The organism is Cellvibrio sp. QJXJ (assembly GCF_024452345.1).
Lineage (GTDB): Bacteria > Pseudomonadota > Gammaproteobacteria > Pseudomonadales > Cellvibrionaceae > Cellvibrio.
In genome coordinates this window covers 2,130,281-2,152,952 of record NZ_CP101662.1, presented here as the reverse complement: position 1 = coordinate 2,152,952, position 22,672 = coordinate 2,130,281, and the positions used below count along the sequence as shown (strand labels likewise).

Annotated in this window: 23 protein-coding genes; 13 read left to right on the top strand and 10 right to left on the bottom strand. The window is 50.9% G+C overall.

Annotated elements, in window-relative coordinates:
• Positions 1-25 precede the first annotated feature (25 nt).
• A complete protein-coding gene (locus tag NNX04_RS09365) occupies positions 26-418 on the top strand; it encodes a hypothetical protein (RefSeq protein WP_261948242.1) in 393 nt (130 codons plus the stop codon).
• An 82-nt stretch (positions 419-500) separates the two neighbouring features.
• Here NNX04_RS09365 and NNX04_RS09360 read toward each other — a convergent pair whose 3' ends face one another.
• Together NNX04_RS09360 and NNX04_RS09355 are read right to left on the bottom strand one after the other, a co-directional pair.
• Complete coding sequence (locus tag NNX04_RS09360; RefSeq protein ID WP_261948241.1) at positions 501-1,127, bottom strand: PEP-CTERM sorting domain-containing protein; 627 nt, start codon at positions 1,125-1,127, stop codon at positions 501-503.
• An 80-nt stretch (positions 1,128-1,207) separates the two neighbouring features.
• Positions 1,208-4,360: a discoidin domain-containing protein gene (locus NNX04_RS09355; protein WP_261948240.1), complete on the bottom strand. Its 3,153-nt coding sequence runs from the start codon at positions 4,358-4,360 to the stop codon at positions 1,208-1,210.
• Between the two features lie 339 nt (positions 4,361-4,699).
• On the opposite strand from NNX04_RS09355, the gene NNX04_RS09350 reads away from it, so the two are divergent.
• A complete protein-coding gene (locus tag NNX04_RS09350; RefSeq protein ID WP_261948239.1) occupies positions 4,700-5,878 on the top strand; it encodes an AraC family transcriptional regulator in 1,179 nt (392 codons plus the stop codon).
• Positions 5,879-5,933: 55 nt separating this feature from the next.
• Here NNX04_RS09350 and NNX04_RS09345 read toward each other — a convergent pair whose 3' ends face one another.
• Entirely contained in the window at positions 5,934-7,790 is a 1,857-nt protein-coding gene (locus NNX04_RS09345) for a carbohydrate-binding protein (protein WP_261948238.1), read from the bottom strand.
• A 344-nt stretch (positions 7,791-8,134) separates the two neighbouring features.
• On the opposite strand from NNX04_RS09345, the gene rpsF reads away from it, so the two are divergent.
• The 11 genes from rpsF (at position 8,135) to NNX04_RS09290 (ending at position 16,838) form a co-directional block, all read left to right on the top strand.
• Positions 8,135-8,572: a 30S ribosomal protein S6 gene (gene rpsF, locus NNX04_RS09340; RefSeq protein ID WP_007643441.1), complete on the top strand. Its 438-nt coding sequence runs from the start codon at positions 8,135-8,137 to the stop codon at positions 8,570-8,572.
• A 2-nt stretch (positions 8,573-8,574) separates the two neighbouring features.
• Positions 8,575-8,802, top strand: coding sequence for a 30S ribosomal protein S18 (gene rpsR / locus NNX04_RS09335; protein ID WP_007643439.1), 228 nt, complete (start codon positions 8,575-8,577; stop codon positions 8,800-8,802).
• 11 nt (positions 8,803-8,813) lie between these two features.
• Positions 8,814-9,260 (top strand): 50S ribosomal protein L9, encoded by a 447-nt coding sequence (gene rplI, locus NNX04_RS09330; protein WP_007643438.1) that lies wholly within the window; start codon positions 8,814-8,816, stop codon positions 9,258-9,260.
• A 161-nt stretch (positions 9,261-9,421) separates the two neighbouring features.
• A complete protein-coding gene (gene dnaB, locus NNX04_RS09325) occupies positions 9,422-10,828 on the top strand; it encodes a replicative DNA helicase (protein WP_007643436.1) in 1,407 nt (468 codons plus the stop codon).
• 35 nt (positions 10,829-10,863) lie between these two features.
• A complete protein-coding gene (locus tag NNX04_RS09320; RefSeq protein ID WP_261948237.1) occupies positions 10,864-11,388 on the top strand; it encodes an MOSC domain-containing protein in 525 nt (174 codons plus the stop codon).
• 127 nt (positions 11,389-11,515) lie between these two features.
• Positions 11,516-12,367 (top strand): pantoate--beta-alanine ligase, encoded by an 852-nt coding sequence (gene panC, locus NNX04_RS09315; protein ID WP_007643432.1) that lies wholly within the window; start codon positions 11,516-11,518, stop codon positions 12,365-12,367.
• A gap of 37 nt (positions 12,368-12,404) precedes the next feature.
• Entirely contained in the window at positions 12,405-12,785 is a 381-nt protein-coding gene (gene panD, locus NNX04_RS09310) for an aspartate 1-decarboxylase (protein ID WP_151058876.1), read from the top strand.
• A 111-nt stretch (positions 12,786-12,896) separates the two neighbouring features.
• Positions 12,897-13,106, top strand: coding sequence for a hypothetical protein (locus tag NNX04_RS09305; RefSeq protein ID WP_151058874.1), 210 nt, complete (start codon positions 12,897-12,899; stop codon positions 13,104-13,106).
• A 191-nt stretch (positions 13,107-13,297) separates the two neighbouring features.
• The gene (gene acs / locus NNX04_RS09300) at positions 13,298-15,235 is read left to right on the top strand and encodes an acetate--CoA ligase (RefSeq protein ID WP_261948236.1); all 1,938 of its coding nucleotides are present in this window, start codon (positions 13,298-13,300) and stop codon (positions 15,233-15,235) included.
• Positions 15,236-15,350: 115 nt separating this feature from the next.
• Entirely contained in the window at positions 15,351-15,932 is a 582-nt protein-coding gene (smrA, locus tag NNX04_RS09295; RefSeq protein ID WP_151058870.1) for a DNA endonuclease SmrA, read from the top strand.
• 30 nt (positions 15,933-15,962) lie between these two features.
• Positions 15,963-16,838 carry an alpha/beta hydrolase gene (locus tag NNX04_RS09290; RefSeq protein ID WP_261948235.1) on the top strand — a complete coding sequence of 292 codons (876 nt, stop codon included), beginning with the start codon at positions 15,963-15,965 and terminating at the stop codon, positions 16,836-16,838.
• A 78-nt stretch (positions 16,839-16,916) separates the two neighbouring features.
• On the opposite strand, the gene NNX04_RS09285 is transcribed toward NNX04_RS09290, so the two are convergent.
• From NNX04_RS09285 to NNX04_RS09255, 7 genes are all read right to left on the bottom strand, one after another.
• Positions 16,917-17,330, bottom strand: coding sequence for a DUF6524 family protein (locus NNX04_RS09285; protein ID WP_007643420.1), 414 nt, complete (start codon positions 17,328-17,330; stop codon positions 16,917-16,919).
• A gap of 66 nt (positions 17,331-17,396) precedes the next feature.
• Positions 17,397-17,930, bottom strand: coding sequence for a GNAT family N-acetyltransferase (locus tag NNX04_RS09280; protein ID WP_261948234.1), 534 nt, complete (start codon positions 17,928-17,930; stop codon positions 17,397-17,399).
• Positions 17,858-18,148 carry a DUF2288 domain-containing protein gene (locus tag NNX04_RS09275; RefSeq protein WP_261948233.1) on the bottom strand — a complete coding sequence of 97 codons (291 nt, stop codon included), beginning with the start codon at positions 18,146-18,148 and terminating at the stop codon, positions 17,858-17,860. The genes NNX04_RS09280 and NNX04_RS09275 overlap by 73 nt, the downstream gene beginning before the upstream one ends.
• A 51-nt stretch (positions 18,149-18,199) precedes the next feature.
• Positions 18,200-19,102, bottom strand: coding sequence for a hydroxymethylglutaryl-CoA lyase (locus NNX04_RS09270; protein WP_261948232.1), 903 nt, complete (start codon positions 19,100-19,102; stop codon positions 18,200-18,202).
• A gap of 61 nt (positions 19,103-19,163) precedes the next feature.
• The gene (locus NNX04_RS09265; RefSeq protein ID WP_261948231.1) at positions 19,164-21,053 is read right to left on the bottom strand and encodes a PAS domain-containing sensor histidine kinase; all 1,890 of its coding nucleotides are present in this window, start codon (positions 21,051-21,053) and stop codon (positions 19,164-19,166) included.
• A 240-nt stretch (positions 21,054-21,293) separates the two neighbouring features.
• Complete coding sequence (locus NNX04_RS09260) at positions 21,294-21,914, bottom strand: flavin prenyltransferase UbiX (protein ID WP_007643414.1); 621 nt, start codon at positions 21,912-21,914, stop codon at positions 21,294-21,296.
• Positions 21,915-22,013: 99 nt separating this feature from the next.
• Positions 22,014-22,652 carry an RpiB/LacA/LacB family sugar-phosphate isomerase gene (locus tag NNX04_RS09255; RefSeq protein ID WP_261948230.1) on the bottom strand — a complete coding sequence of 213 codons (639 nt, stop codon included), beginning with the start codon at positions 22,650-22,652 and terminating at the stop codon, positions 22,014-22,016.
• Positions 22,653-22,672 lie beyond the last annotated feature (20 nt).

Sequence of the window (22,672 nt, the reverse complement as noted above, 5' to 3'; positions counted from 1 at the left end):
CCTTAACTAAAAAGTGAGGCACAATATGAGCAATCAACAAACGGTAAAGCAAGAGGTGGGTGTTTGGATCGACCACAAAGAAGCATTTGTGTTGTTCAACAGTGATGATAAGTCCGATGCGCAATCGTCAAATGACAAACATATTCGTTATTCAGAGCATGCTACTGAAGGGGCAAGTCCCTCAGAAGATCAGCGCGAAAGGCGCCATACCAATCGGCTTAATCAATATTACGATGAAGTTATCCCACACCTGAAAGATGCTACGGCAATCTTAATATTTGGACCTGGCGAAGCAAAAGGTGAATTTAAAAAACGTCTTGAAATCAAGGGTTTTGCTAACCGTATTGTTGGATGTGAGACGGTTGATAACTTAACCAGTAATCAAATGGTTGCAAAAGTTAAAACTTATTTTGCGTAAATAATGAATGTGTTTTTCGCTAAAAAAACGCCGCTACCAATCACTTGGTAGCGGCAAAGCAGGGTTGTTTTACTGCTGGAGATCAGGTTTTTTTGGTTTTGCGGCCTAATAAAATACCGGCGGCGCCGAGTAGCAATAAGGCGAGTGATGATGATTCGGGTACTTGAGTGTTGGCGGATTCGTTGTAGGTGAAATTATCCATCACAAAATGTTCGCCGCCTTCGTCGGGGGTGCTAGCTGTTCCGCCCCAGGAGCGGAAGCTGAGTTGGTTGATGCCGATAAAATTAAAATCGAACCATTGCGCCTTTTGTGTACTGACCGTGACGGTTGTGGTGAAGAGGGCAAGGTTGTCTAAAAAACCAGTGACTTCAACGAATAAACCTTCATTCCACGCGGCAGTTAAATAGGCGCCGTTAAAATCAAACAGATTGCTACTAATAGTGCTGGTGGTTGCGAAATTATTAAACGCGGCGTAATCACCTGACACAACCCCCGAAGCAAAGCCGGTGCCGGGCAGAGTATTTTTGTTGATGTAGGCTACGCTGGTCATAAAGTCTGCACCCCAATTGAAACCGTGATAACCATTGTGAATCGCATCGGCTTCGGTTGCGGGTAAATCATCAAAGGTAATGACAGCGGCGTGGGCGGCGCTGCTGAAAATGGCGATAGAAAAAATTGCAGATAATAAAAGTGAGTGAATTTTTTTCATGGTATGTCGTCCATTTATTTTTAAAAAACCACCCGCAAAAAAATGCGGGTGGCGGTTAATAACCATTGCTTAAATTTTTATTAATTACCCGTTATTTTCAGTTCCCAAATTGAATAACCCCATTGGTTTCCTGCGCTGCGTGCCGTGGCATAAATGCGCACATAGCGGTAGTTGCCTGCAACGCTGTGGGTGTCGGTGCGATCACCAAAGGCGCCGGTGGTGATGGTTTTCAAGGTGGTCCAGCTCATGCCGTTGTTGGATGCCTGCACCAGATAGTTGGCGGCGTTGGCCGCTTCCCAATCAATAATCACCTGACTCAGGTTTTTGCTGCTGCCCAAATCCACCATGATCCAACTAGGGCTGACACCGTGGGTGGATTCCCAGCGCGTACCGCCGTTGCCATCCACTGCATTGGCTGCGGGTTGAAAGTTGCTGCTGGCAGTAACCGGACGGCCTTGGGACAACAACACCGGCGCCACGCTCGAACTGCTGGACGAGGCAGAGGAGGGGGCACTGGAGCTGGCCGCCGATGAGCTGGCGCCAGTGGTGTTGTAAGCCACGGCGATGGTGTGGCTGGCAGCAATATTATTGAAGGTGTAGCTGTTCATAGCGCCGAGCGATACGCCGTCCACAATCACATTGGCGACCGATCCTCCCGGTGGCGGTGTGAAGCTGTAGGTCGCGGAATCGGCGTTGTTTTTGCTGTAGCGCAAGGTGCCCGCCGGGCTGATGCTACCGCCGTTGTCCAAATTAATGGTGTAGATGCGGTGGGGCTTCAGGTCGACGGCCATCAACTGCACATCGGCCACTTCCACCAATTGACCTGCCGGTGGGCGGAACCAGAAGCGGAAGCGACGTTCGTTGGCGGGTGGATAGGCGACGAAGTTGCTGAAGCTTTCATAGACGCCATCGGTATTGCTGTTGGTCCAGTCGATCAGGGTGTTGTTGGCGGTGCCGTATTCCACTTTGAACTGGGCGAGGCTGCGCGGTGCGGATTTATCGCCCGCTACCAGTACCTCTTTCACTTCATAGTTGGCATCGATGTTCACGCTCACCCACAAGTCCTGACCTTCGGCGACACCATCGTTACCGCTGGCTTTGTTGCCGGTTGCACCATCCACTGCACGTTGCGCTACGCCCCACCAGTCAGTTTCCCAGCCACTGCTGGCGCCGCTGAAATCGGTGGCGGTAATTGCCGGAACCAGCGGGTCACCGGAGCCTATGTAGGCGATTTCTTTGATCACCACATCATCAATATAAGTTGTTGCATTACCCATGGCGCCAAGCAGAAAGGCGAGGCGGCCGGGGTTATCGCCACCGGTAAAGTCGATGTTGAAGCTGTAGCTGGTCATGCTGGTGCCAAGGGCGATGGTCTGCAGCAAATAGGTTCCGGCTGGTGATGGATTCAATTGGTTTTCCGCCAGACGCAGCTGGATATTGCGCGGCGTTTCAGCGCGGGCGCGGAAGCTGACCTGGTAGCGATAGTTGCGTTTCAGGCCAAACCCCTGGGTGTGCAACTGGTAGGAGCCAGACCCGGTGCCTTGCGTGGCGGCGGTAATGCGCGCTTCACCATTGATAACGCTATAGGCCGCGCCTGCGCCGTCGTAGTTCTCGCTACCCCAACCGGTCAGGCCGTCGGCAAAGTTGCCGTTGCCAAGCATATTGACGGTGCGATCCACCACCGGTGTACCCGCTGGTTTGGGGTATACATTGGGCACATCCTCAAAGGCTTTGAATTCCAACAACCAAATTGGCTCGGCTTTATCTATGCGACCTTTGGTGACCAGTTTGATGTAGCGATAGGTCTTGTTTACATCAAAAGTATGTGTCGCCCAACCCACACTTTGCTGCTCTGAATTGAGGATAAATTCCCAGTTGCCGGACGCGGTTTTACCGAAGATGTCGTAAGACTTGGGCAGGTTCCAGCTCCATTCAATCCAGAAGTATTTGATGGGTTTGTCCACGCCGTAGTCGATGGTGACTGAATGCATATTGTCGTCGCGCGGGGTTGCCCACTTGGAACCGACATAGCCGTCAGCGGCATTTTTGGCGCTGTTATCGCGGTAGGCGTTATCACCTTCTTGTAAGTAAGCATCTGCGGTGACGGACACCGGCGCCATCCAGCCTTTCAGCGAATAGAAACCTTTGGTGTTATTGGTGGGGCGGAAGAAGCTGTATTTGCTTTCGTCGATGTACTTGTGCCACGTGTCGGTGGTCGGCAGTGGCCAGTGGGCAACGTAATCGACCAGGAAATCCGTACCCGCACGACCGATATTGGCGTTCATCGCGGCGGTATCCAAATATTCATACTCGGTCACACCGTTATTGACGCGGGTGTAGCCGGTTTTATTGGCCACATTGGCGTTGGTGCTGAACTTGTTGTAATTGCCTACGTCCGGCCATTCCACATGGGTGATGGCGTGGTTGAGGATCATGCGCATGGGGGTGAGGTAAGGCCAGGGCTGATCGCCGCGCTCGGCTTTGGTCCAGCTGTAGGTTTTAACGCCGTTGATGTAGTAATCGACCGATTCCGGGGTTTTGATCACGCCGTAAGTGACATATTCATCGCTTGGGCTAATGCCCAGTTGCGCGTAAGTGGTGCCATAAGGGTTGCCGCCATAGGCCGGGTAGGGCGCCGACCAATGGGTTTGCGGCGCTTTACTGACATTGGCGCCAGTGAACTCAATAATGTCCAGCTCCTGGCAAGCAGTCCAACCCACATCGGGAAAGTTGCCCAACAACCACCAGGCCGGGAATTCGGCGTTGCGCGCCGGCGGCATTTTGATGCGCGCTTCAAATTTGCCATACACAAAGGTGGAGTCATCGGTAATTTGCGATTCAATCCGGCCCGCGCGAATAAACAGCGGCTTGCCCTGACCGGCAACGCCGCCGTAATAGTCCTGGATCTGGCCATCCATATAGCGGGCTTTCAGGTTGAGTACCTTGCCATCTGTGGCACCGGCATCGGGTTGGCCGACACGAAAAGTCCAGTCAGCGGCGGGGTATTCCACATCCTGATAATCAATATCCTCGCCATTCACAAAAATGTTTTGCTCCACCAACCATTTGTTGCGGTTGATGCTCACGCCATCGAACTGGTCGACAAAACTGGTATTGGTATTGGGGCTTGCCCACCAGGGGTCGTTGTAGTCTGTCGCAAGGGTATTGGCCGCGCCGAGGCTGAACATGGCCAGCGCCAGCGAATGGATACTCGCCGAATGTTTGAGTTTCATAGTTCCTCCGGGGGAATTATTGTTTTTTATAACAGGAGATTTTGGAGTAGCGCCGTAAAGGGCTTGCCCAATGTATGCGAGCAGCTGGACGGAGGCTTCCTTCGTGCGGGTTTATCGAGAAAGTGGGAGTTCCCACTTGTGATACATAAATGGGATTGGTATCGAAAGCCTATTGTGCGTATTACCCGGTGGCTAAAGCCGGCCAACGTCATGTGCTGAAAATGCAAAGTGGGGTCAGTGATGGCGCTACAGGCTGTGATAATTTAGCGGCGCGGGCATATGAAATGCTGACAGGCTATTCCACAAAAACTATCGCCGAATTACCGACACATAAAAATAATGAAACATCTCTTACTTAATTTGCATGAAGTGGTCATCGCCCTGACTATTTTGGAAACCCTGATCCTGTGTATTGCTCTGGGCATTTTGCCCGGCGGCAGGAAACCGTCACGTCGGTTGCTGCAACTCTTTTTCATACTGGTGATAGGAACGCTTACCACTACTCTCATCACCTGGAATACCAGCTTCCAGTCGATATCGATTGCTCATTACCCTTGGATACCTGCGCTGTTATCGGCTTGCCTCTTGTTGCAAGGGCCGGTGTTGTTCTTTTATTTGCGCTCACTGTCCTGTGAGCGCGACGTCTATCAGTGGCGCCATGGTGTGCATCTGTTGCCTGCCCTATTGGCGGTGGGGGTTATTTTTGCTTATGACTTGAGTCTCCATGACTGGCTGCCCTGGCACTGGGCGGCCCTGACAGAGGCAGATCGTGCGGCCTTGGCTTTTGTGTGGTTCCTGGTCAAATGCTCGCCGCTCATTTATGTGCTCGCGTGTTTCTACACCGAGTTCCATTTGCGTCAGCAGTTAAAACAAATGTACTCCAGCATCGCTGAGCGGGAGTTGCGGCTGGCGGATTGGGTGTTGGGTGGGTTTTTTATCCACTGGCTTTGGTCATTTATCGCCTATTTCCTGGGCGGTTATGTGAGCGGCGAGACCAATGACCTGCTGGGCATAATCAATAACTACCTCACGGTGCTGTTGGTGAATGGCCTGTTCCTGTTTGGCTGGCGCAATACCCGCGAGCTGCTGCAGCATGAATTGGTGGTGGCCGTAGCGCCGGAAAAAGACCGGTTACAGGATATTCCGCAGGTGGACGAAAAGCGCGAAGCGGTCGCGCGCGGTATTCGCGAACAGCGATTGCATTTGGAAAGCCAGATCAATCTGGAGCGATTCGCTGAACAGATTGGCATCAAGCCGCGCGAGCTATCGACCATTATCAATGACCATCACCAGCAGAATTTCTTTGAGTTCATCAATACCCAGCGGGTTGAAGAGGCCAAGCGGTTATTGGCTGCGCCTGAGTGCGCGGGCGATACGGTGCTGGACATTCTGTATAAATCCGGTTTTAACAGCCAATCGGCGTTTCATCGATTTTTTAAACGCATAACGGGAATGACGCCCTCGGAGTATCGCAAGCAAGCATTGCCGCCGGTTGACTCCGCGCCGGTTCAGACATAACGAAAACAGCCGCCCGAAGGCGGCAAAAAACCGCACTTATCATATCTTGTCGGGATTAATGTGCCTTGCTGATGCGAATCCAATTGAGGTTCCAACCACCGGCATTGGCTTTAATTCCAAATTGATGGTTGCCCGCACTCAGGTTGACTGTGTGTTGGATGGTCGTCCAGGTTTGCCAGCCACCCGTGGCCGGGATAGCGATTGTGCCATGCACCGGTGCGCCGCCCGCTTCTTCAAATGCCAGGTTGCCACCACCGTTTTGGCTGGCCACGCGATACTCGATCACATAGTTGCCAGTGCTGGGGATATTCACCGGCGTACCGGCGTAAGACAGCCAATCACCGGCATCAATATAACCCACATTTTTGCCACCGCCCGCATCAGTAGTGGTTTCTTGTTGTGTGCCGCTCTGTTGGCTGTGGTCTTCCGCCTGAATAGTCGCGATTACCGTACCGGAGTTGTCACCGCCAGTGCTTTCTACTTTCAGCCAGTTGATATTGAAGCCGCCGGTAATCGCCGAGAGCGCGATCAGTTGCTCGCCTGCGGGCAAAACTACATTGTGGGAAATGGTCTGCCAGTTTTGCCAGCCGCCCGTCGCGGGAACGTTGATATTGCTATACACAGGGCTGCCACCGGCTTTTTCCAATTGGAGCTGTCCGCCACCTGCCTGAGCTGCAACGCGGTAGCTGACTTTGTAGGTACCGGTGGTAGGTATATTGACTGAGTAAGTCATCCAGTCGCCGCCATCGATATAGCCGACATTCAAACCATCACCTGCATCGCTGGTCGTTTCGGTCTTCACGCCAGACATCTGGCACCAGCTTTCGGCCTGGATGGCATCGCCCGGATTGGCTTTGGTGCAGGTACCACCAGAGCCGTCGCCACCACCGCCATCGATAGATTTACGGCCAGCGAGAATTTCTTTCACAAATCTGCCGGATTCTTTCAATGAGCCATCGGCCCAGAAAAAGGATGAGGTTTCCACTTCGCCCGTCGCCTGGTCGCGCTCTTTGTCGTGGAACGCCCAGCCCGCATGGCTGATGCCGTTAACGCGCAGGAAGTCGATCCAGGCCCAGGTTTCGGCGTAGTTCACCGCACCGCGGCCATTGGCATGGCCCACGCCCCATTCAGTGGCAAACAGCGCAGCACCGTTATTGAGTGCCGTTTGCGCCTTGGCGCGATAGGACCCCTGGTGGCTATCAGCATAAAAATGAACGGTATAGGCCAGGTTGGAGACGTTGGCTTTGTTGGTTGATGCGACATCAACATCTTGCGACCAGTTAGGCGTGCCCATAATGATCAGGTTGTCCGGGTCAATCGCGCGGATTTTGCCACCCACATGCTCTGCATAGGGTTTGAGTACCGAGTGCCAATCCACACCCAATGGCTCGTTGTAGAGTTCGTAAATAACGTTGTTATGTTGGCCCCACTTTTGCGCCACTTGTTTGAAGAAGGCTTCTGCTGAACCCCAGTTCTCGTGTGCTTTGTGGCTGTGATAGTCAACGATTACATACATATCGTTGTCGATAGCTGCCTGGATAACGGTATCGAGGCGCGCCATGTTGCCGTTCCAGTCATCCTGGATACCACCACCTTCCCCGTGGCCGATGGCGGCGCGGATCAGGTTGGCGTTGAATTCGGTTTTAGCGCGTTTGACCGCAGCGGCGGTATAAAACTTTTCTGCGCCCCAGCCGGTGTTACTCCAAAACAGGGAGACACCTTCAAGGCTAACGGATTTACCGCCGACGAGAACTTTATTGCCCTGCACCTGTAACGCGGGTAGGGCAGCTAGCGCTGTACTGCAGAAAGCAATACTGGCAAGGCCTGTAACCAGGCTTGCGAATAGCATGTTGCGTGGATTTGCGGAGCGCGCAGCAGTTGGCGCTGCGCAACCGGGATGATTATTCTTCATGACTTTGCTCCTACTAGGTTGTGTAGTGATGTCTTCGCTCTGGATACTTACCAGAGCCCACCTAATGTCATGCCAGGGTAGGTGGCATGACCACCTGCTTCAGGTTTCGGCATAAAGTGGCAGTGCCATTTTTTTCGGGAAAGGGGCGATAGTGCAGTGAAGTGGGGAAAAGGTGATGCGGGTCGTGGTTCTACTTGCCTGTAGGGGGGGTTATGCGTACAATTCCGCACCCCAAACTGGCCGGGGGTAAAGTCACACTGTGACTGTAAAATCGGCTACTCCTTGTCTCACTGCTTCGTTATTTATCAGCAAAGTAGGAGGCTTTAACCCGTAAGGAGCTAAACATGCGTCATTACGAAATCGTTTTCCTGGTTCATCCTGACCAGAGCGAACAAGTTCCAGCCATGGTTGAGCGTTACAGCTCAGCTATCAAAAACGACGGTGGTCAAGTTCACCGTTTGGAAGATTGGGGCCGTCGTCAACTGGCTTACTCCATCAATAAAGTGCACAAAGCTCACTACATTCTGATGAACGTAGAGTGCTCTGACGCTGTATTGGAAGAGTTGACTACCAACTTCCGTTACAACGATGCCATTTTGCGTAGCCTTGTTCTGCGTGAAGATGCCGCCATCACTGAAGAATCATTCATCATGAAAGCCGAAAAAGAAGGCCGTGAACGCAAAGCTCGCCCAGCGCGCGCTGAACGTCGTGATGACGCAGAAGACCTGTCTGATGAAGACGGTGTTGATGCAGATGATTTTGAAGAAGAGCAGGAGGTATAACCATGGCCCGTTTTTTCCGTCGTCGCAAATTCTGCCGTTTTACCGCTGAAGGCACCAAGCGCATCGATTACAAAGATGTTGAAACGCTGAAAGCTTACATCACCGAAACTGGCAAGATCGTTCCAAGCCGTATCACTGGCACCAAAGCTAAATACCAACGTCAGTTGGCTACTGCTATCAAGCGTGCTCGTTACCTGGCTTTGATTCCATACACTGACAGCCACGAGTAAGGGGTATAGAGATGGAAGTTATTCTGCTCGATAAAGTAGGCCGTTTAGGCGCTATTGGTGACAAAGTTACCGTTAAGTCTGGCTATGGCCGCAATTTCTTGTTGCCGCAAGGCAAAGCAATTGCTGCTACTGCAAAAAACATCGCTGACTTCGAAGCGCGTCGCGCTGGTTTGGAAGCGGCAGCTGCTGCAAAAATTGCTGAAGCAACTGCACGCGCTGAGAAACTGGCTGCATTGCAAGTGACTATCGCGGCTAATGCTGGTGACGAAGGCCGTTTGTTCGGTTCTATCGGCACTCGCGACATCGCTGATGCAATCACTGCAGCTGGCGTTGAAGTTGCCAAGTCAGAAATTCGCTTGCCACAAGGCGTACTGCGTGAAATCGGTCAATACGAGATCGACGTTCAGTTGCACGCTGAAGTGATTCAAGCGGTTAAATTGGCTGTTGTTCCAGAGTAATACTTTGGCGCACAGTTCTGCTGGTCAGCTTCTGCTGACAAGCTAGAGGAAATCGGGCACTATCGACAACCCTTTCGGGGTTTAGATGTGCCCGATTTTTTTTGCACCCAATTCGATCAATATCGATTAGACAAATAACTACGCCAGTGTTTTAACGACTTATGCCTGAATCCAGCTTCGAATCTGCCAGTTTTGAGGATCGCCTCGCGAGCCAACTCACCGCCCAGTCTGCACTGCCGCATTCGGTAGAGGCCGAACAATCGGTGCTGGGTGGTTTGATGTTGGATAACAACCGCCTGGATGCAGTGCTCGAAGTGGTCACTGAATCGGATTTTTTCCGCGAGGATCACAAACTCATTTTCCGCATGATGCTGGCGTTACAGGAAGCCGGTCAACCGCTGGACGTTATCACCCTCTCGGAAGAGTTGCATAAACACGACGAATTGGAGCGTGTGGGCGGTTTAGGCTACTTGGTCGAAATGGCCAACAATACGCCAAGCGCCGCTAACATTGCTGCTTACGCCAAAATCGTACGCGAGCGTTCAACCCTGCGCCAACTGATTGCCGCCGCACAGGATATTAGTAAATCCAGTATGAACCCCGCAGGTCTGGATTCCGATGACCTGTTGCAGCTGGCCGAAAAACGCGTGGCCGAGATCGCTGAGGATCGCCCCAAAGAAGGTGGTTTGGTCGGTGTGAATGAGCTGCTGAAACAAACGGTGCAGCGCATTGATGAACTGTTCCGCTCCGGTAGTGACATCACCGGGGTGCCCACGGGTATTACTGACCTGGATCAGCGCACCTCCGGCTGGCAGCCGGGCGAATTGATTATCCTCGCCGCGCGTCCGTCCATGGGTAAAACCGCGCTGGCGCTCAACTTCGTGGAGGGCGCGCTGTTTAACCAGCCTAAGCCGGTGGTGGTGTTTAGTATGGAAATGCCATCTTCCGCGCTGGTGATGCGGATGATGTCCTCCATTGGTCGTATCGACCAAGGCAAAATGCGTAACGGTAAACTCACCGAAGAGGATTGGCCGAAACTTTCTTCTGCCGTTGCCAAACTCAAAGACAAATTGCTCTTTATCGACGATACCGGCGGTTTGAACCCCCAGGAAATGCGCGCCCGTATCCGGCGTATCGCACGTGAACACGGCAACCCCGGCATGATCATGGTCGACTACCTGCAGTTGATGACGGTTGCTGGCAGTGGTGAAGGCCGTACCCAGGAAATTTCCGAAATCTCGCGCTCGCTCAAAGGCATGGCCAAAGAATTTGAATGCCCGATGATCGCTCTCTCACAGCTAAACCGCGGCGTGGAACAGCGCCCCAACAAGCGCCCCATGAACTCTGACTTGCGTGAATCGGGCGCCATCGAGCAGGACGCGGACGTTATCCTGTTTATCTATCGCGACGAATATTACAACGAAGACAGTCCTGACAAAGGCATGGCCGAATTGATTATCGGCAAGCAACGTAACGGCGAAATCGGCACCTGCCGCGCTGCGTTCGTGGGCAAATACACCCGCTTTGATAATCTCGCGCCTGAGTATTTCCAGCAGGACCAGTATTAATCGCTATCAATAGTAATCCCCAGTGAGTTTTCCCGATGAACAGCCAAGCCCGTCTGCTCGACAAACTCTGTGCCAGCATCGCTCCCGGAAAATTGGAGTGGATTGGTTTGCGCAGTGAACGGCGCGGCGAGGTAGTGGTAGTTGATCAAGTCGAGGCGGTGGTGGGTTTGGGGTTGGTGGGCGATCACCGCATGAAAAAAACACCGGGATCAGCGCGCCAAGTGACGCTGATCAGCAGTGAATACATTGAGGCAATTTGCCGTCACACCGGACACTCCACGATAGACCCCCGCCTGTTGCGCCGCAATCTGGTCATCTCTGGCATGAATCTGAATTTGCTGCGCTACCAGCGCTTGCAAATCGGCGAAGTGATCCTCGAAACCAACGCCCTTTGTCACCCCTGCTCGCGTATGGATGAAGCGCTGGGGGCGGGCGGTACAGCGGCAATGTTTGGTTACGGCGGCTTGTGTGCCAAGGTGATTCAGGGCGGCACTTTTACCCTTGGCGATGCGGTTGTTCGTTTACCAGTAATCGATAATCAGGCTCGGCTTTTCCCTTGATCAGGTAAGCCGGCGCACCCGGAAGATCTGGTTGTTTTTTGATCTAAAAATGTACTTCTCAATCCTGACCGTGTATTATCGCGCGCCCGAATCCAAGCTCGGTTGATGGGCAGTTTGAGGCAGTAATATGCAGGTTTTTCATCACATTCAATCCCTTCGTGAAGCCTTGGCGGCCGAGCGCAAAGCCGGTAAACGTATTGGTTTTGTGCCGACTATGGGCAACTTGCACAGCGCCCATATCGAGCTGGTGAAAATCGCCCAGCGCAATTGCGATGTGGTAGTGACCAGTATTTTTGTCAACCCGCTGCAATTTGGCTTGAATGAAGATTGGGATAAATACCCACGCACCTTGGCAGCTGATTCGGCCAAATTGGAGGCGGTAGGTTGCAACTACCTGTTTTGCCCCGATGAAAAAGAAATCTACCCCAATGGTATGGCCGAGCAGACGCGTGTGATAGTGCCAACCATGACCGATGTACTCTGCGGTGCGAGTCGCCCCGGTCACTTTGAGGGCGTGACAACCGTAGTCACCAAGTTGTTTAATATTGTGCAGCCGGACGAAGCGGTGTTCGGCATCAAGGATTTTCAACAGCTGGCGGTTATTCGTCGCATGGTGGAAGACCTGTGTATTCCGATTAAAATCACTGCCGGTGAGATTTTTCGCGAGGAAGACGGCCTGGCGATGAGCTCGCGCAATGGCTTTATCACTGCCGACGAGCGCCCAAAGGTCGCGGTGCTCAACCGCAGTTTAAATGCAATCAAACAGGCGATCACTGATGGTCGCCGCGATTTTTCAGTGCTGGTGGACGAGGCGCGCGCGCAGATTGAAGCGGCGGGTTTTCGGGTGGATTACATCAGCATTTGCAATAGCCGCACGCTGGAAATGGCGGCACACGATGATCGGGAGATCACTATACTCGGCGCCATGTATACCCAGGGCGCACGACTAATTGACAATGTTTCTGTGGTGCTCGTCTAAACGCCGCCACTGCACCAGTGATTCCCCGGAGGATTCCATGCTGACTCATATGCTTAAAGCAAAATTACACATGGCCAAAGTGACCCAGGCCGAGCTGTGGTACGACGGCTCCTGCGCGATTGACGCCGATTTGGTAGCCCTGGCTGGTATGCGTGAATTCGAGCAAATCGATATTTATAACGTCAATAATGGCGAGCGTTTTCACACTTACATCATTTTGGCTGAGCCGGGTTCAGGCACCTTTTCTATGAATGGTGCGGCAGCACGTAAGGTAGCGGTGGGTGATCGCGTAATTATCGCGACCTATGGCTATTTCAACAATGAAGAGCTGGTGGCGCACAAACCCAAGCTGGTCTATTTAAATGAAGACAACAGCGTCAATCGCACCAGCAACACCATTCCTATGCAGATGGAATAAGTCTTATCCATGTGATGACTGTAATCTGAGTTACGTATAAAAGGGCGGATCAACCGCCCTTTTTTATGTCTGCGATTTAATCAATAAGAGTGTCTTTCCGGAGATATCACTATGTCCAAAAAAACCGATGAACTTCTCAAGCAGTTTGGCGCTGATGACGAGCCGCAAAAAGAACATAGCTTGCAGGAAAACGCCAAGGAGCGCGCTCTGCATCCCGATCATTTGAATGCGGGAACCGCGTTTGACTGGGAAGAAGTGGAGGCCTACAAGCAGGAGTTGGAGCGCATGGATCGGGAGGGGCCGGGCACACCTAAGCGCTAATAGCTGCGCTTGGGCAAATAAACATTTTTTAACCTTGATGGACAACGTTGTCATTGAGATTTAAGCTCCAGAACTGCTAAGCTTGAAGCGATTTTTTGAGGGGCAGCTTTTGAGTTAGGTGGCGTGTGACATCAGAATCATTCCTGCAGCCTTTCCCGCGAATAACAAGATAACGTCGAAGAGAGATCAACATGTCTGAAGTCCATCTGTATCCGGTTCCCGAATCCTTTAAACGCAGCGCAGCGATCAATCTGGCGCGCTACAAGGAAATGTACGACCAATCAATCAATGCGCCCGATACCTTTTGGGCGGAGCAGGCAAAAACCTTCCTGACCTGGCAGCAGCCTTGGTCGCAAGTGACCAAAAGTGATTTGCGCAAAGGCGAAGTGAGTTGGTTTATCGGTGGCAAATTGAATGTCAGTGTTAACTGCATCGACCGCCATTTACCGGCCCGCGCCAAACAAACGGCGATTATCTGGGAAGGCGATGATCCTTCCGAAGACCAATTTATTACCTACCAAGAATTGCACGACCAAGTTTGTCGTCTCGCCAACGCTTTGCGCGAACGCGGGGTGAAAAAGGGTGATCGTGTGTGCATCTATATGCCGATGATTCCAGAAGCAGCTTATGCCATGCTCGCTTGTACCCGTATCGGCGCGATCCACTCAATCGTATTCGGCGGTTTCTCACCCGAGGCGTTGAAAGACCGTATTCAGGATGCGGAATGTCAGGTAGTGATTACCTCGGACGAAGGTCTGCGCGGTGGCAAACGTGTGCCACTCAAAAAGAATGCCGATATCGCCCTGGCACAATGCCCCGGTGTACACACTTGTATCGTGGTTAAACGCACTGGCGGTGATATCGCTTGGGATGAAAAGCGCGATTTCTGGTACGAAGATCTGGTTGAGCGTCAGGCCAATGATTGTGAACCGGAGATCATGGATTCCGAAGATCCGCTGTTTATCCTCTATACATCCGGCTCCACCGGCAAACCCAAAGGGGTATTGCACACCACCGGCGGCTATTTGCTGCAAGCGGCCATGACCCACAAATACGTATTCGATTATCAGGAAGGCGACGTTTACTGGTGTACTGCCGACGTAGGTTGGGTGACCGGCCATAGCTATATCGTTTACGGCCCGCTTACCAATGGCGCGACCACGCTAATGTTTGAAGGCGTGCCCACTTACCCGGATGCTTCGCGCTGCTGGCAGGTGATCGACAAACACGGCGTCAACAGCTTTTATACCGCACCCACCGCAATTCGCGCCCTGATGGGCGCAGGTGACGACTATGTCACCAAAACCTCGCGCGCCAGTTTAAAAATCCTCGGCAGCGTAGGCGAACCGATTAACCCCGAAGCTTGGGAGTGGTACTACCGTGTGGTGGGCGATAGCCGCTGCCCGATTATGGATACCTGGTGGCAAACCGAAACCGGTGCTCACATGCTCACCCCATTGCCCGGTGCTATTGACCTCAAACCCGGTTCCGCAACAGTGCCTTTCTTTGGTGTGCAGCCAGTGCTGCTTGATCCGGAAGGTAAAGAGGTTATCGGCGCAGGCGAGGGTAATCTCTGCATCAAGGCAGCATGGCCAAGCCAGATCCGCACTGTGTACGGCGACCACCAGCGCTGCATCGACACCTACTACAGCACCTATCCTGGCTACTACTTCACCGGTGACGGCGCGCGCCGCGATGCCGATGGTTACTACTGGATTACCGGCCGTGTGGACGATGTATTAAACGTCTCCGGTCACCGTATGGGCACTGCCGAAGTGGAAAGTGCATTGGTGTTGCACGACAAGGTTGCGGAAGCGGCGGTAGTTGGCTACCCGCACGACATCAAAGGCCAAGGCATTTACGCCTATGTTACCTTGATGGCTGGGGAGCAACCGAGTGACGAATTGAAGAAAGAATTGTTGGCCTTGGTGGTGAAAGAGATTGGTGCTATCGCCCGCCCCGACATTATCCAGTGGGCACCGGGTTTGCCCAAAACCCGCTCCGGCAAAATTATGCGCCGCATCTTGCGCAAAATTGCCGCTAACGAATTGGATTCATTGGGTGATACTTCAACGCTTGCTGATCCAGCGGTGGTGAATGAGTTGATTGCCAATCGCGCCAATCAATAGTTGTGCGGTAAATAATCGCGCGTTCCGCGCTCTACGTAAAACAAAAGGCCGCCTCACAAGGGTGGCCTTTTGTTTTACAATTCCACATCCTCTACTGCTGTTTAGATTCCCGCTTATGTCTACTAACAATTCTGATAGCGATTTCTTTCTCTCCCAGATGAAAGATGTAAAACCCATCAAGGTAGAAGAGAAAGTGGTGCTGGCATCGCCGCATAAGGACAAAACCAGTATCGCAACCCGCCGTAAGGCCGCTACTGCTGAGCTCGCGAAAGACCAAAACTTTCTCTCCGGCGAATATATAGAGCCGCTTGATCCGCTCGCCGTAATTGAATTCAAGCGCGATGGTGTGCAGCACGGTGTTTACCGCAGTTTGCGTATGGGTAAATACCAAATTGATGCACGGCTCGATTTGCACAATATGACCATCGATCAAGCGCGCACCGCTGTATTTCAATTTATTAAAGACTGCATGGCGCACGATATTCGCTGCGCACTCATTACCCATGGCAAAGGTGAAGGGCGCGAACAACCGGCGCAATTAAAAAGCTGTGTTGCCCACTGGCTGCCGCAATTGGATGAGGTGATGGCATTTCATTCGGCACAGAAACGCCACGGTTGGCTTGGCGCCACTTATGTACTGCTGCGCAAAAGTGAAAAGAAAAAACAGGAAACCTGGGAGCTGCACAATAAACGCTAGTGGTGTTGTTAATTATCAATGGAGGTATTTATGCGTTATATCTGTGGCGCTTTTCTAATTGTATTCTTCGCAACGGCCAACATGGCTTTTGCACAGCAAAGCACCAAGCAGTTTGTATTGAGTAATACCGAAATTATTCCCATCCAATCAGCAATCACTGGCAGAGATCATGAATTAGTCCTGGTCTATCCATCCAGTTACAAAACCAATCCTGAAAAGAAATATCCGGTCCTTTACTATCTCGATGCTTATTGGGATACGCCACTACTGGTATCAACCTACGGCAATTTAATTTATGACAATCAAGTGCCCGAATTTATTATGGTTGGCTTGTCTTATCCCTCAGTTGCAGATTACGGCAAAGAAAGACGCATTGATTACACCTTTACCGCTATAGATGAGGGTTCAGGCAAAGCTAATTTGTTTTTACAATTCATCCAACAAGAAGTCGCTCCGCTCATAGAAAAACAATATCGCGGTGAAAAAGCCGACAGGGTGATTGCCGGTAATTCATTGGGTGGATTATTTACTATTACCGCCGCTTATCAGGCGCCTGATTTTTTCAATGGTTTTATCGCATTAAGCCCGGCAGTGGAGTGGGATAAACAAGCACTCGCCAAGTTGGATAACAGCTACGCAAAAACACACAAAGCACTCAATGGCCGTATGTTTATTTCTTATGGCACCACAGAGTATCCCGCTTTTCGCGACCCTATAATTAAATTCCAGCAGCAGTTAGTTGCACGTAACTACCAAGGGCTTAAGTTGCAAAATTATGCAATGGAAGGGCTTGATCACACCACCGTAAAAGGTGACGGCTATGTGCGTGGGTTAATGTGGGTGTGGAAAAATAAAAAGCCCGCAGGGCCAAGTGGGTTAGAGCGGGATATGACCGCAGCGCAGTAATTTTTCAATTAAAAGGTTTGACGCAAAAAATAATCGGAAAGAGGATTAGCCAAAACCTTGGCTAATCCTCCTAAAGTGCTACTTATCTTCTATCTCATCCACATCCACTTGCCCACTCATGCGGCGAGTAAAGTGCGACCAGCACATACCAACGGCGAGCAATGCGGCTAGCAATATCTCAATGACCCAAGCCATTGCCGAGATGTCGGTAACGCTTAAAAATCCCCAGTAAACAAACAGCCATACTAGGCATGCAAAAAGCGCTGCGAGGGCAATTATGCCAATTAACCCGAGCGAGTTAAGCGTGGCTTTAATGTAGATTCCCCAGCCAATGAGCAAAATAACTCCCGCAATTACTACATAGGGCGTAATGTCACTGAAGCTGCTATGAACCCAGTGAAAATAAGAGTAGCCACTTGGGTTATAACTGAGTAGTACCAATAAGAGCGCGAACAAAAAGCGCAATGCAACGCCGCTGGCAGTAAGATTCATAATGTGTATCCTGATGATTGAGTAAAGAAATTATTAGCCGAACTATCTATAGTAAAAAGTAGCAACCTATCGTGAGAAGTAGCGGCGATATTTTATAAAACCGATTTTGGCGTTCGGGTCGTAACCCATCGCCGTATAAAAATCCTGTGCGTCGCGGTTTTCACTGCTGGTCTGCAACATAATTTTGGAGCAATCCTGCGCCAAGCAAAACGCTTCAATATAATCCATCATACTTTTGCCGATGCCTTCGCGTTTATAGTTGGCACTGACCACTACATTTTCAATCACTGCAAAAGGTTGGTTGTCGAACATCACATCCTGGCATAGACAGAGGAGTGCGGTGGCGATAATTTCGCCGCTATCATCGCACACTAGCAAGAATGTATTGCTGCTATTTGCTACTGCGTCAATTCGCTCTGGCAATACTGAGACGGGTGAGAGTGTATTGAGTTCGCGGTATAAATTAGTTATGGCTTCTGCATCTTCTTTTGTGGCGCGGCGAATCTGGCGCATGCTTAGTTTGCCTTTTAAATTATCGGCTGCACCAACACCCAAGGTTTTATCACCACAGCCCATACCAATGCATTCTGCTCGTACCATTCTTGCGCTTGCGTATCTTTGACTGCATCAACCAAGCCCGCATCCATCCAGGTTTTAATTTGCGCGGCATTGTCAGCGACAATTTGGGCGGCGACGTGAGTTAGATCCAATGTTGGATCTACCGCGATGGCATTGCCGCTCGCGAAAAAACGCTGCAGTTCGTGCCAGTGAATTTGCGCGGTTTCCAAATTGATTTGTTGTTCGATTTCGTTTGTCATTTTTTCCTCGATATTTTAATCCCTCCCCGACGCTCGCTTTTTCAGATGGGGTTAGAGGGATTTGCTTTTTGCCTTCGCAACCTTTGAGTTGCTTGGTTTATTTAATGCTGCGCTGATGGTATTGCCGGCATAAATTAATTTATCCAGATCAACACCGTGTTGAATACCCAAGCCATTTAATAAATAGACTACATCTTCAGTGGCGACATTGCCGGTTGCACCGGCGGCGAAGGGGCAGCCGCCTAAGCCGGCGACGGATGAATCCACTACGCTTACTCCCATTTCCAATGCGGCATAAATGTTAGCGAGTGCCTGTCCGTAAGTGTCGTGCATGTGCGCAGCGATTTTTTCGATGGAAATGTCGCGTGCGAGTGTTTCAATCAAGTGTTTGATTTGCCCTGCTGTACCTACGCCGATGGTGTCGCCCAGCGAAATTTCGTAGCAGCCCATTGCTAATAATTCTTTGGCGATACTGGCAACGGTTTGTGCATTTACTGCGCCGGAATAGGGACAGCCCGCAACGCAGGAGATATAACCGCGCACCGGGATCTGTTGCGCTTTGGCGGCGCTAATTAAGGTTTCAAAACGTTGGATACTTTCGCTAATGGAGCAATTAATATTCTTTTGACTAAAGGCTTCCGATGCCGCCGCAAAAATGGCCACTTCATTGGCGTTAACGGCAATCGCACGTTCATAACCTTGCAGGTTGGGGGTGAGTGCAGCGTAAGTTACGCCGGGTTTGCGTGCGATACCAGAAAATACATCGCCACTGTCAGCCATTTGCGGCACCCATTTCGGGTTCACAAAACTACCGGCTTCAATATAGGTTAAACCAGCAGCGACTAAATTTTCGATTAATTGAATTTTGATGGCGGTGGTGATGGTTTGCTTTTCGTTTTGCAAACCATCGCGCGGGCCTACTTCAACAATGCGTACCTGGTTGGGGAGAGTCATAGCAACGTGGTCATAATGATTGGAGCATCAGTTTAACAGATGCCTTTCACGCCTTGAACACTTAGGCGCTGGTGCTGAGCAGCGCAGTCTCTGCCTGGATAAGCGCATTATTTAATTCAAGCAGTTGAATAGGTTTGGTAGCAAAAGCATTCATGCCACAGGCAAAGGCGCGTTCCGCATCCGCCTGTTGTACGCCCGCCGTGAGTGCGATGATCCAGGGTTGGCCCGCAACATTTTGTTGCGCCCTGATTTTTTCGGTAGCGGTGTAACCATCCATAATCCGCATTTGAATATCCATCAATATTATATCGATAGCCATTTCCCGGCAGATATCCACGGCCTCTGAGCCATCGGCTACGGCGGTAATATTGTTATAGCCCAATTTTGATAGCATTTTAATAATAAGCATTTTGTTAACGCTATTATCTTCTACCACCAGCACGCGTGTATTGTGCGGTTTTATTTCCAGAGGCAGGTTGGTGTTTTCATCTGTTGTCGACAGCAAGGAATTTGATGTTGGTGAAATTTTTGAAGAGGGTTCGTAAGCTTTTTCGTGATAGATAAAACGGGCGGTAAAGAAAAAGCTGGTGCCTAACCCCGGCGTGCTATCCAGCCAAATGGTTCCGCCCATTTGTTGGATAATTTTTTTGGAAATCGCCAAACCTAGCCCTGTACCGCCATATTTTCGTGTAATCGAGTTATCGGCTTGGGTAAATACTTGAAACAGGTTGCCTTGTAATTCCGCTGGTATTCCTATGCCGGTATCCTGGACTTTAAAGAGTAAGGTACAGCGGTGTTTGTTGTGCTGTTTTTCTTGTAGGTTAATGGTGAGTGTGACTGCACCTGTGTCGGTAAATTTTATAGCATTGCCAATTAAATTAATCAGTACTTGGCGAATGCGCGCCGAGTCTCCCTCTACATGCAGCGGTACATCATCAGCCAAAACATACTGTAATTCCAGATTTTTATTTTGTGCACTTTTTTTGAAAAGTTCGAGGGTGTCTTCAATTAATTCCTGCAGATGAAATGGATGGGTTTCCAGTTGGATTTGCCCCGCTTCTATTTTGGAATAATCGAGGATGTCATTAATAATTACCAACAAACCTTCGCCGCAGGATTGAATAGTGCGCACCAGTTGACGTTGCTCTTCAGTGAGTTGAGTGTCGGCCAGAAGTGATGCGCAGCCAATCACGCCGTTCATGGGGGTGCGAATTTCATGGCTCATCACGGCTAAAAATGCACTTTTGGCTTTTGCTGCTTCCTCGGCTTGCTCTTTTGCGTGCGCTAGTGCTTGTTCGGTTTCCACCAGTTGGGTGATGTCTCGTGTTAGCCCCACCAACCCTACCAGTTGATTGTGGTTATCATACACCGGCGTTTTGATTGAGTCGGAATATTGTATGCTGCCGTCGGCATTTTCGACTTTTTCGCGGGTGCGTAGTGCTATGCCGCTTTGCAACATTGTTTGCTCTTCGCGAAATATTTTTTGCGCTAACTCCGGTGTAAAACGCGGGGAGTCCAAATCGCTTTTGCCGACCCAATCGGCCATATTTTCAATGTGGTGTTGTTCGCGCCAGGCACGGTTGCCACCGAGGTAACGCGACTGCGCATCTTTATAATAAAAACGATCGGGCAGTTGGTCGAGCAGGTGCATAAAATAATTGGCCGAGGTCAGCACCTGTTGTTGACGCGCATACTGCTCGGTAATTTCAAAAATGCGGCCTTCGTAAGTATGTTTGGGTGAGCCTTTTTGTGCTGATGCCTGCAGCAAAAACCAATGTTTTTTTTCAGGGCGGCTAATGGTGAAACTCAGGTCTATAAATGTGCGCTCGCCATACATCAACTGATTTAAGTGGGTGTAAATATCGGGGCGGCATTCCAGGTCAACATTTCTAAAGGGGAACTCACTGTCGGCAATGAGCGATTCTGCCGTAATACCAAATATGTCTGCCAAATTGTTGTTGCAAAAACAGATGGTGCATTTACCGCTATTTTCCGCAGTAAAGGTAAATAGTATGCAAGGCAGTGATTCCGCAAAGGGCATTGGTGCTCTCGATTTTTACAGAGTGTTGGCTTAAGTCTAGGTTAAATCGAGGGTGTTGCCAGTGGCGGGCAAATAAGGGTGGGGGAGGAGCGGATTGGTGTAGCTGCCAGCCCGGGAATGGGCTGGGTTAAGGGCAGATCTGCAGGTAGCTTAATCCTCACCCCAGCGTGGCATTAGATCCTGAGCGACGCCGAGCTGATCCAAAATGCGTGCCACAATAAAATCCACCAGCTCTTCTACCGACTGCGGTTGCATATAAAAACCGGGGCTGGCGGGCAATACAATCACGCCCATTTGGGTCAGCTTGAGCATATTCTCCAAATGGATTTCAGAGTAGGGCGTCTCGCGCGGTACCACAATTAATTTGCGACGCTCTTTCAGGGCGACATCGGCCGCGCGTTCAATCAAATTATTGCTGGCACCGTGGGCGATTGCAGAGAGGGTGCCGCCACTGGCGGGGCAAATCACCATCGAGGCCGGCGAGCTGGAACCCGATGCCACGGCAGCAAACCAATCGTCTTTGGCGAGTAGTTGTAGCTGGTCTTCATCGGCACCGTAAAGTGAGCAGAGCATCGCCTGCTGGTCTTCCAAATCGCGTGGTAAATCTAAATCGGTTTCAGTGCGGATCACCACTTCGGCGGCACTGGAAATCATCAAATACACTTTGCAATCAGCGGCCAATAAACACTGCAATAAACGCAGGCCATACTGCGCGCCAGAAGCGCCGGTAATCGCAAGGGTAATAGTGCGTGGTGTTAGTGTTTGAGTCATTCGGTGTGCCTCAGAGTGGGTGAATCGGTGCGGCGCAAATCCCTTTTACAAAGGGGGAATTAGCTCCCTCCCTTTGAAAAGGGAGGGTTGGGGAGGAATTTATTTCCCCAATACGTCCTGCACAAATGCACGGATGTTATCGTCCTGGCAGTTTTCAAAGAAACAGGCTTGGAAGCGCTCGCCGGTCACGGCTGTTTTGACCAGTTCCGGGTCGATAGCGCGCAGGCCATCCAGATAATCTTTGGCGGTAGCGGTTTTTACGCTGGTGAGGATACCGGCATTACGCACTTGCGACTCGCGGCGCTCAGCGGGGTAACCTTGGCCGCGCACGCCGGTAAAAGCCTTCTCAAAAATAGTGCGAATATTCAGCTCCGCACCCCAACCAAAACCCTTGGCAAAAGGCAGCGCCAGCGCATTGCCGTTGTTCACTTGCGCAAACAGGTAGGCATCGGTCGGCTCTATGCAGTAACCGCAGAATACACCTGGGTGCGCGTTCAGCGACATCATCGCGCCTTGGCCAGTACCGCAGCCGCTCACCACAAAATCCACCGCTTTGGAGTTCAACAGCAAGCTCGCCATGATGCCGAGGTGGATATAGGTCAGGTAATGATCATTGTCATCGCTCATGCCCACGTTATAAACGCTGTGTTGTTGCTCGGCAGCGACTGATTCCAGCTGCTGCAACACAATCGCGTTCTTCGCGGCCTGACTAAATTCGTTCATTAATGCAATTTTCATGGTTGAAGCTCTCTCAAAAG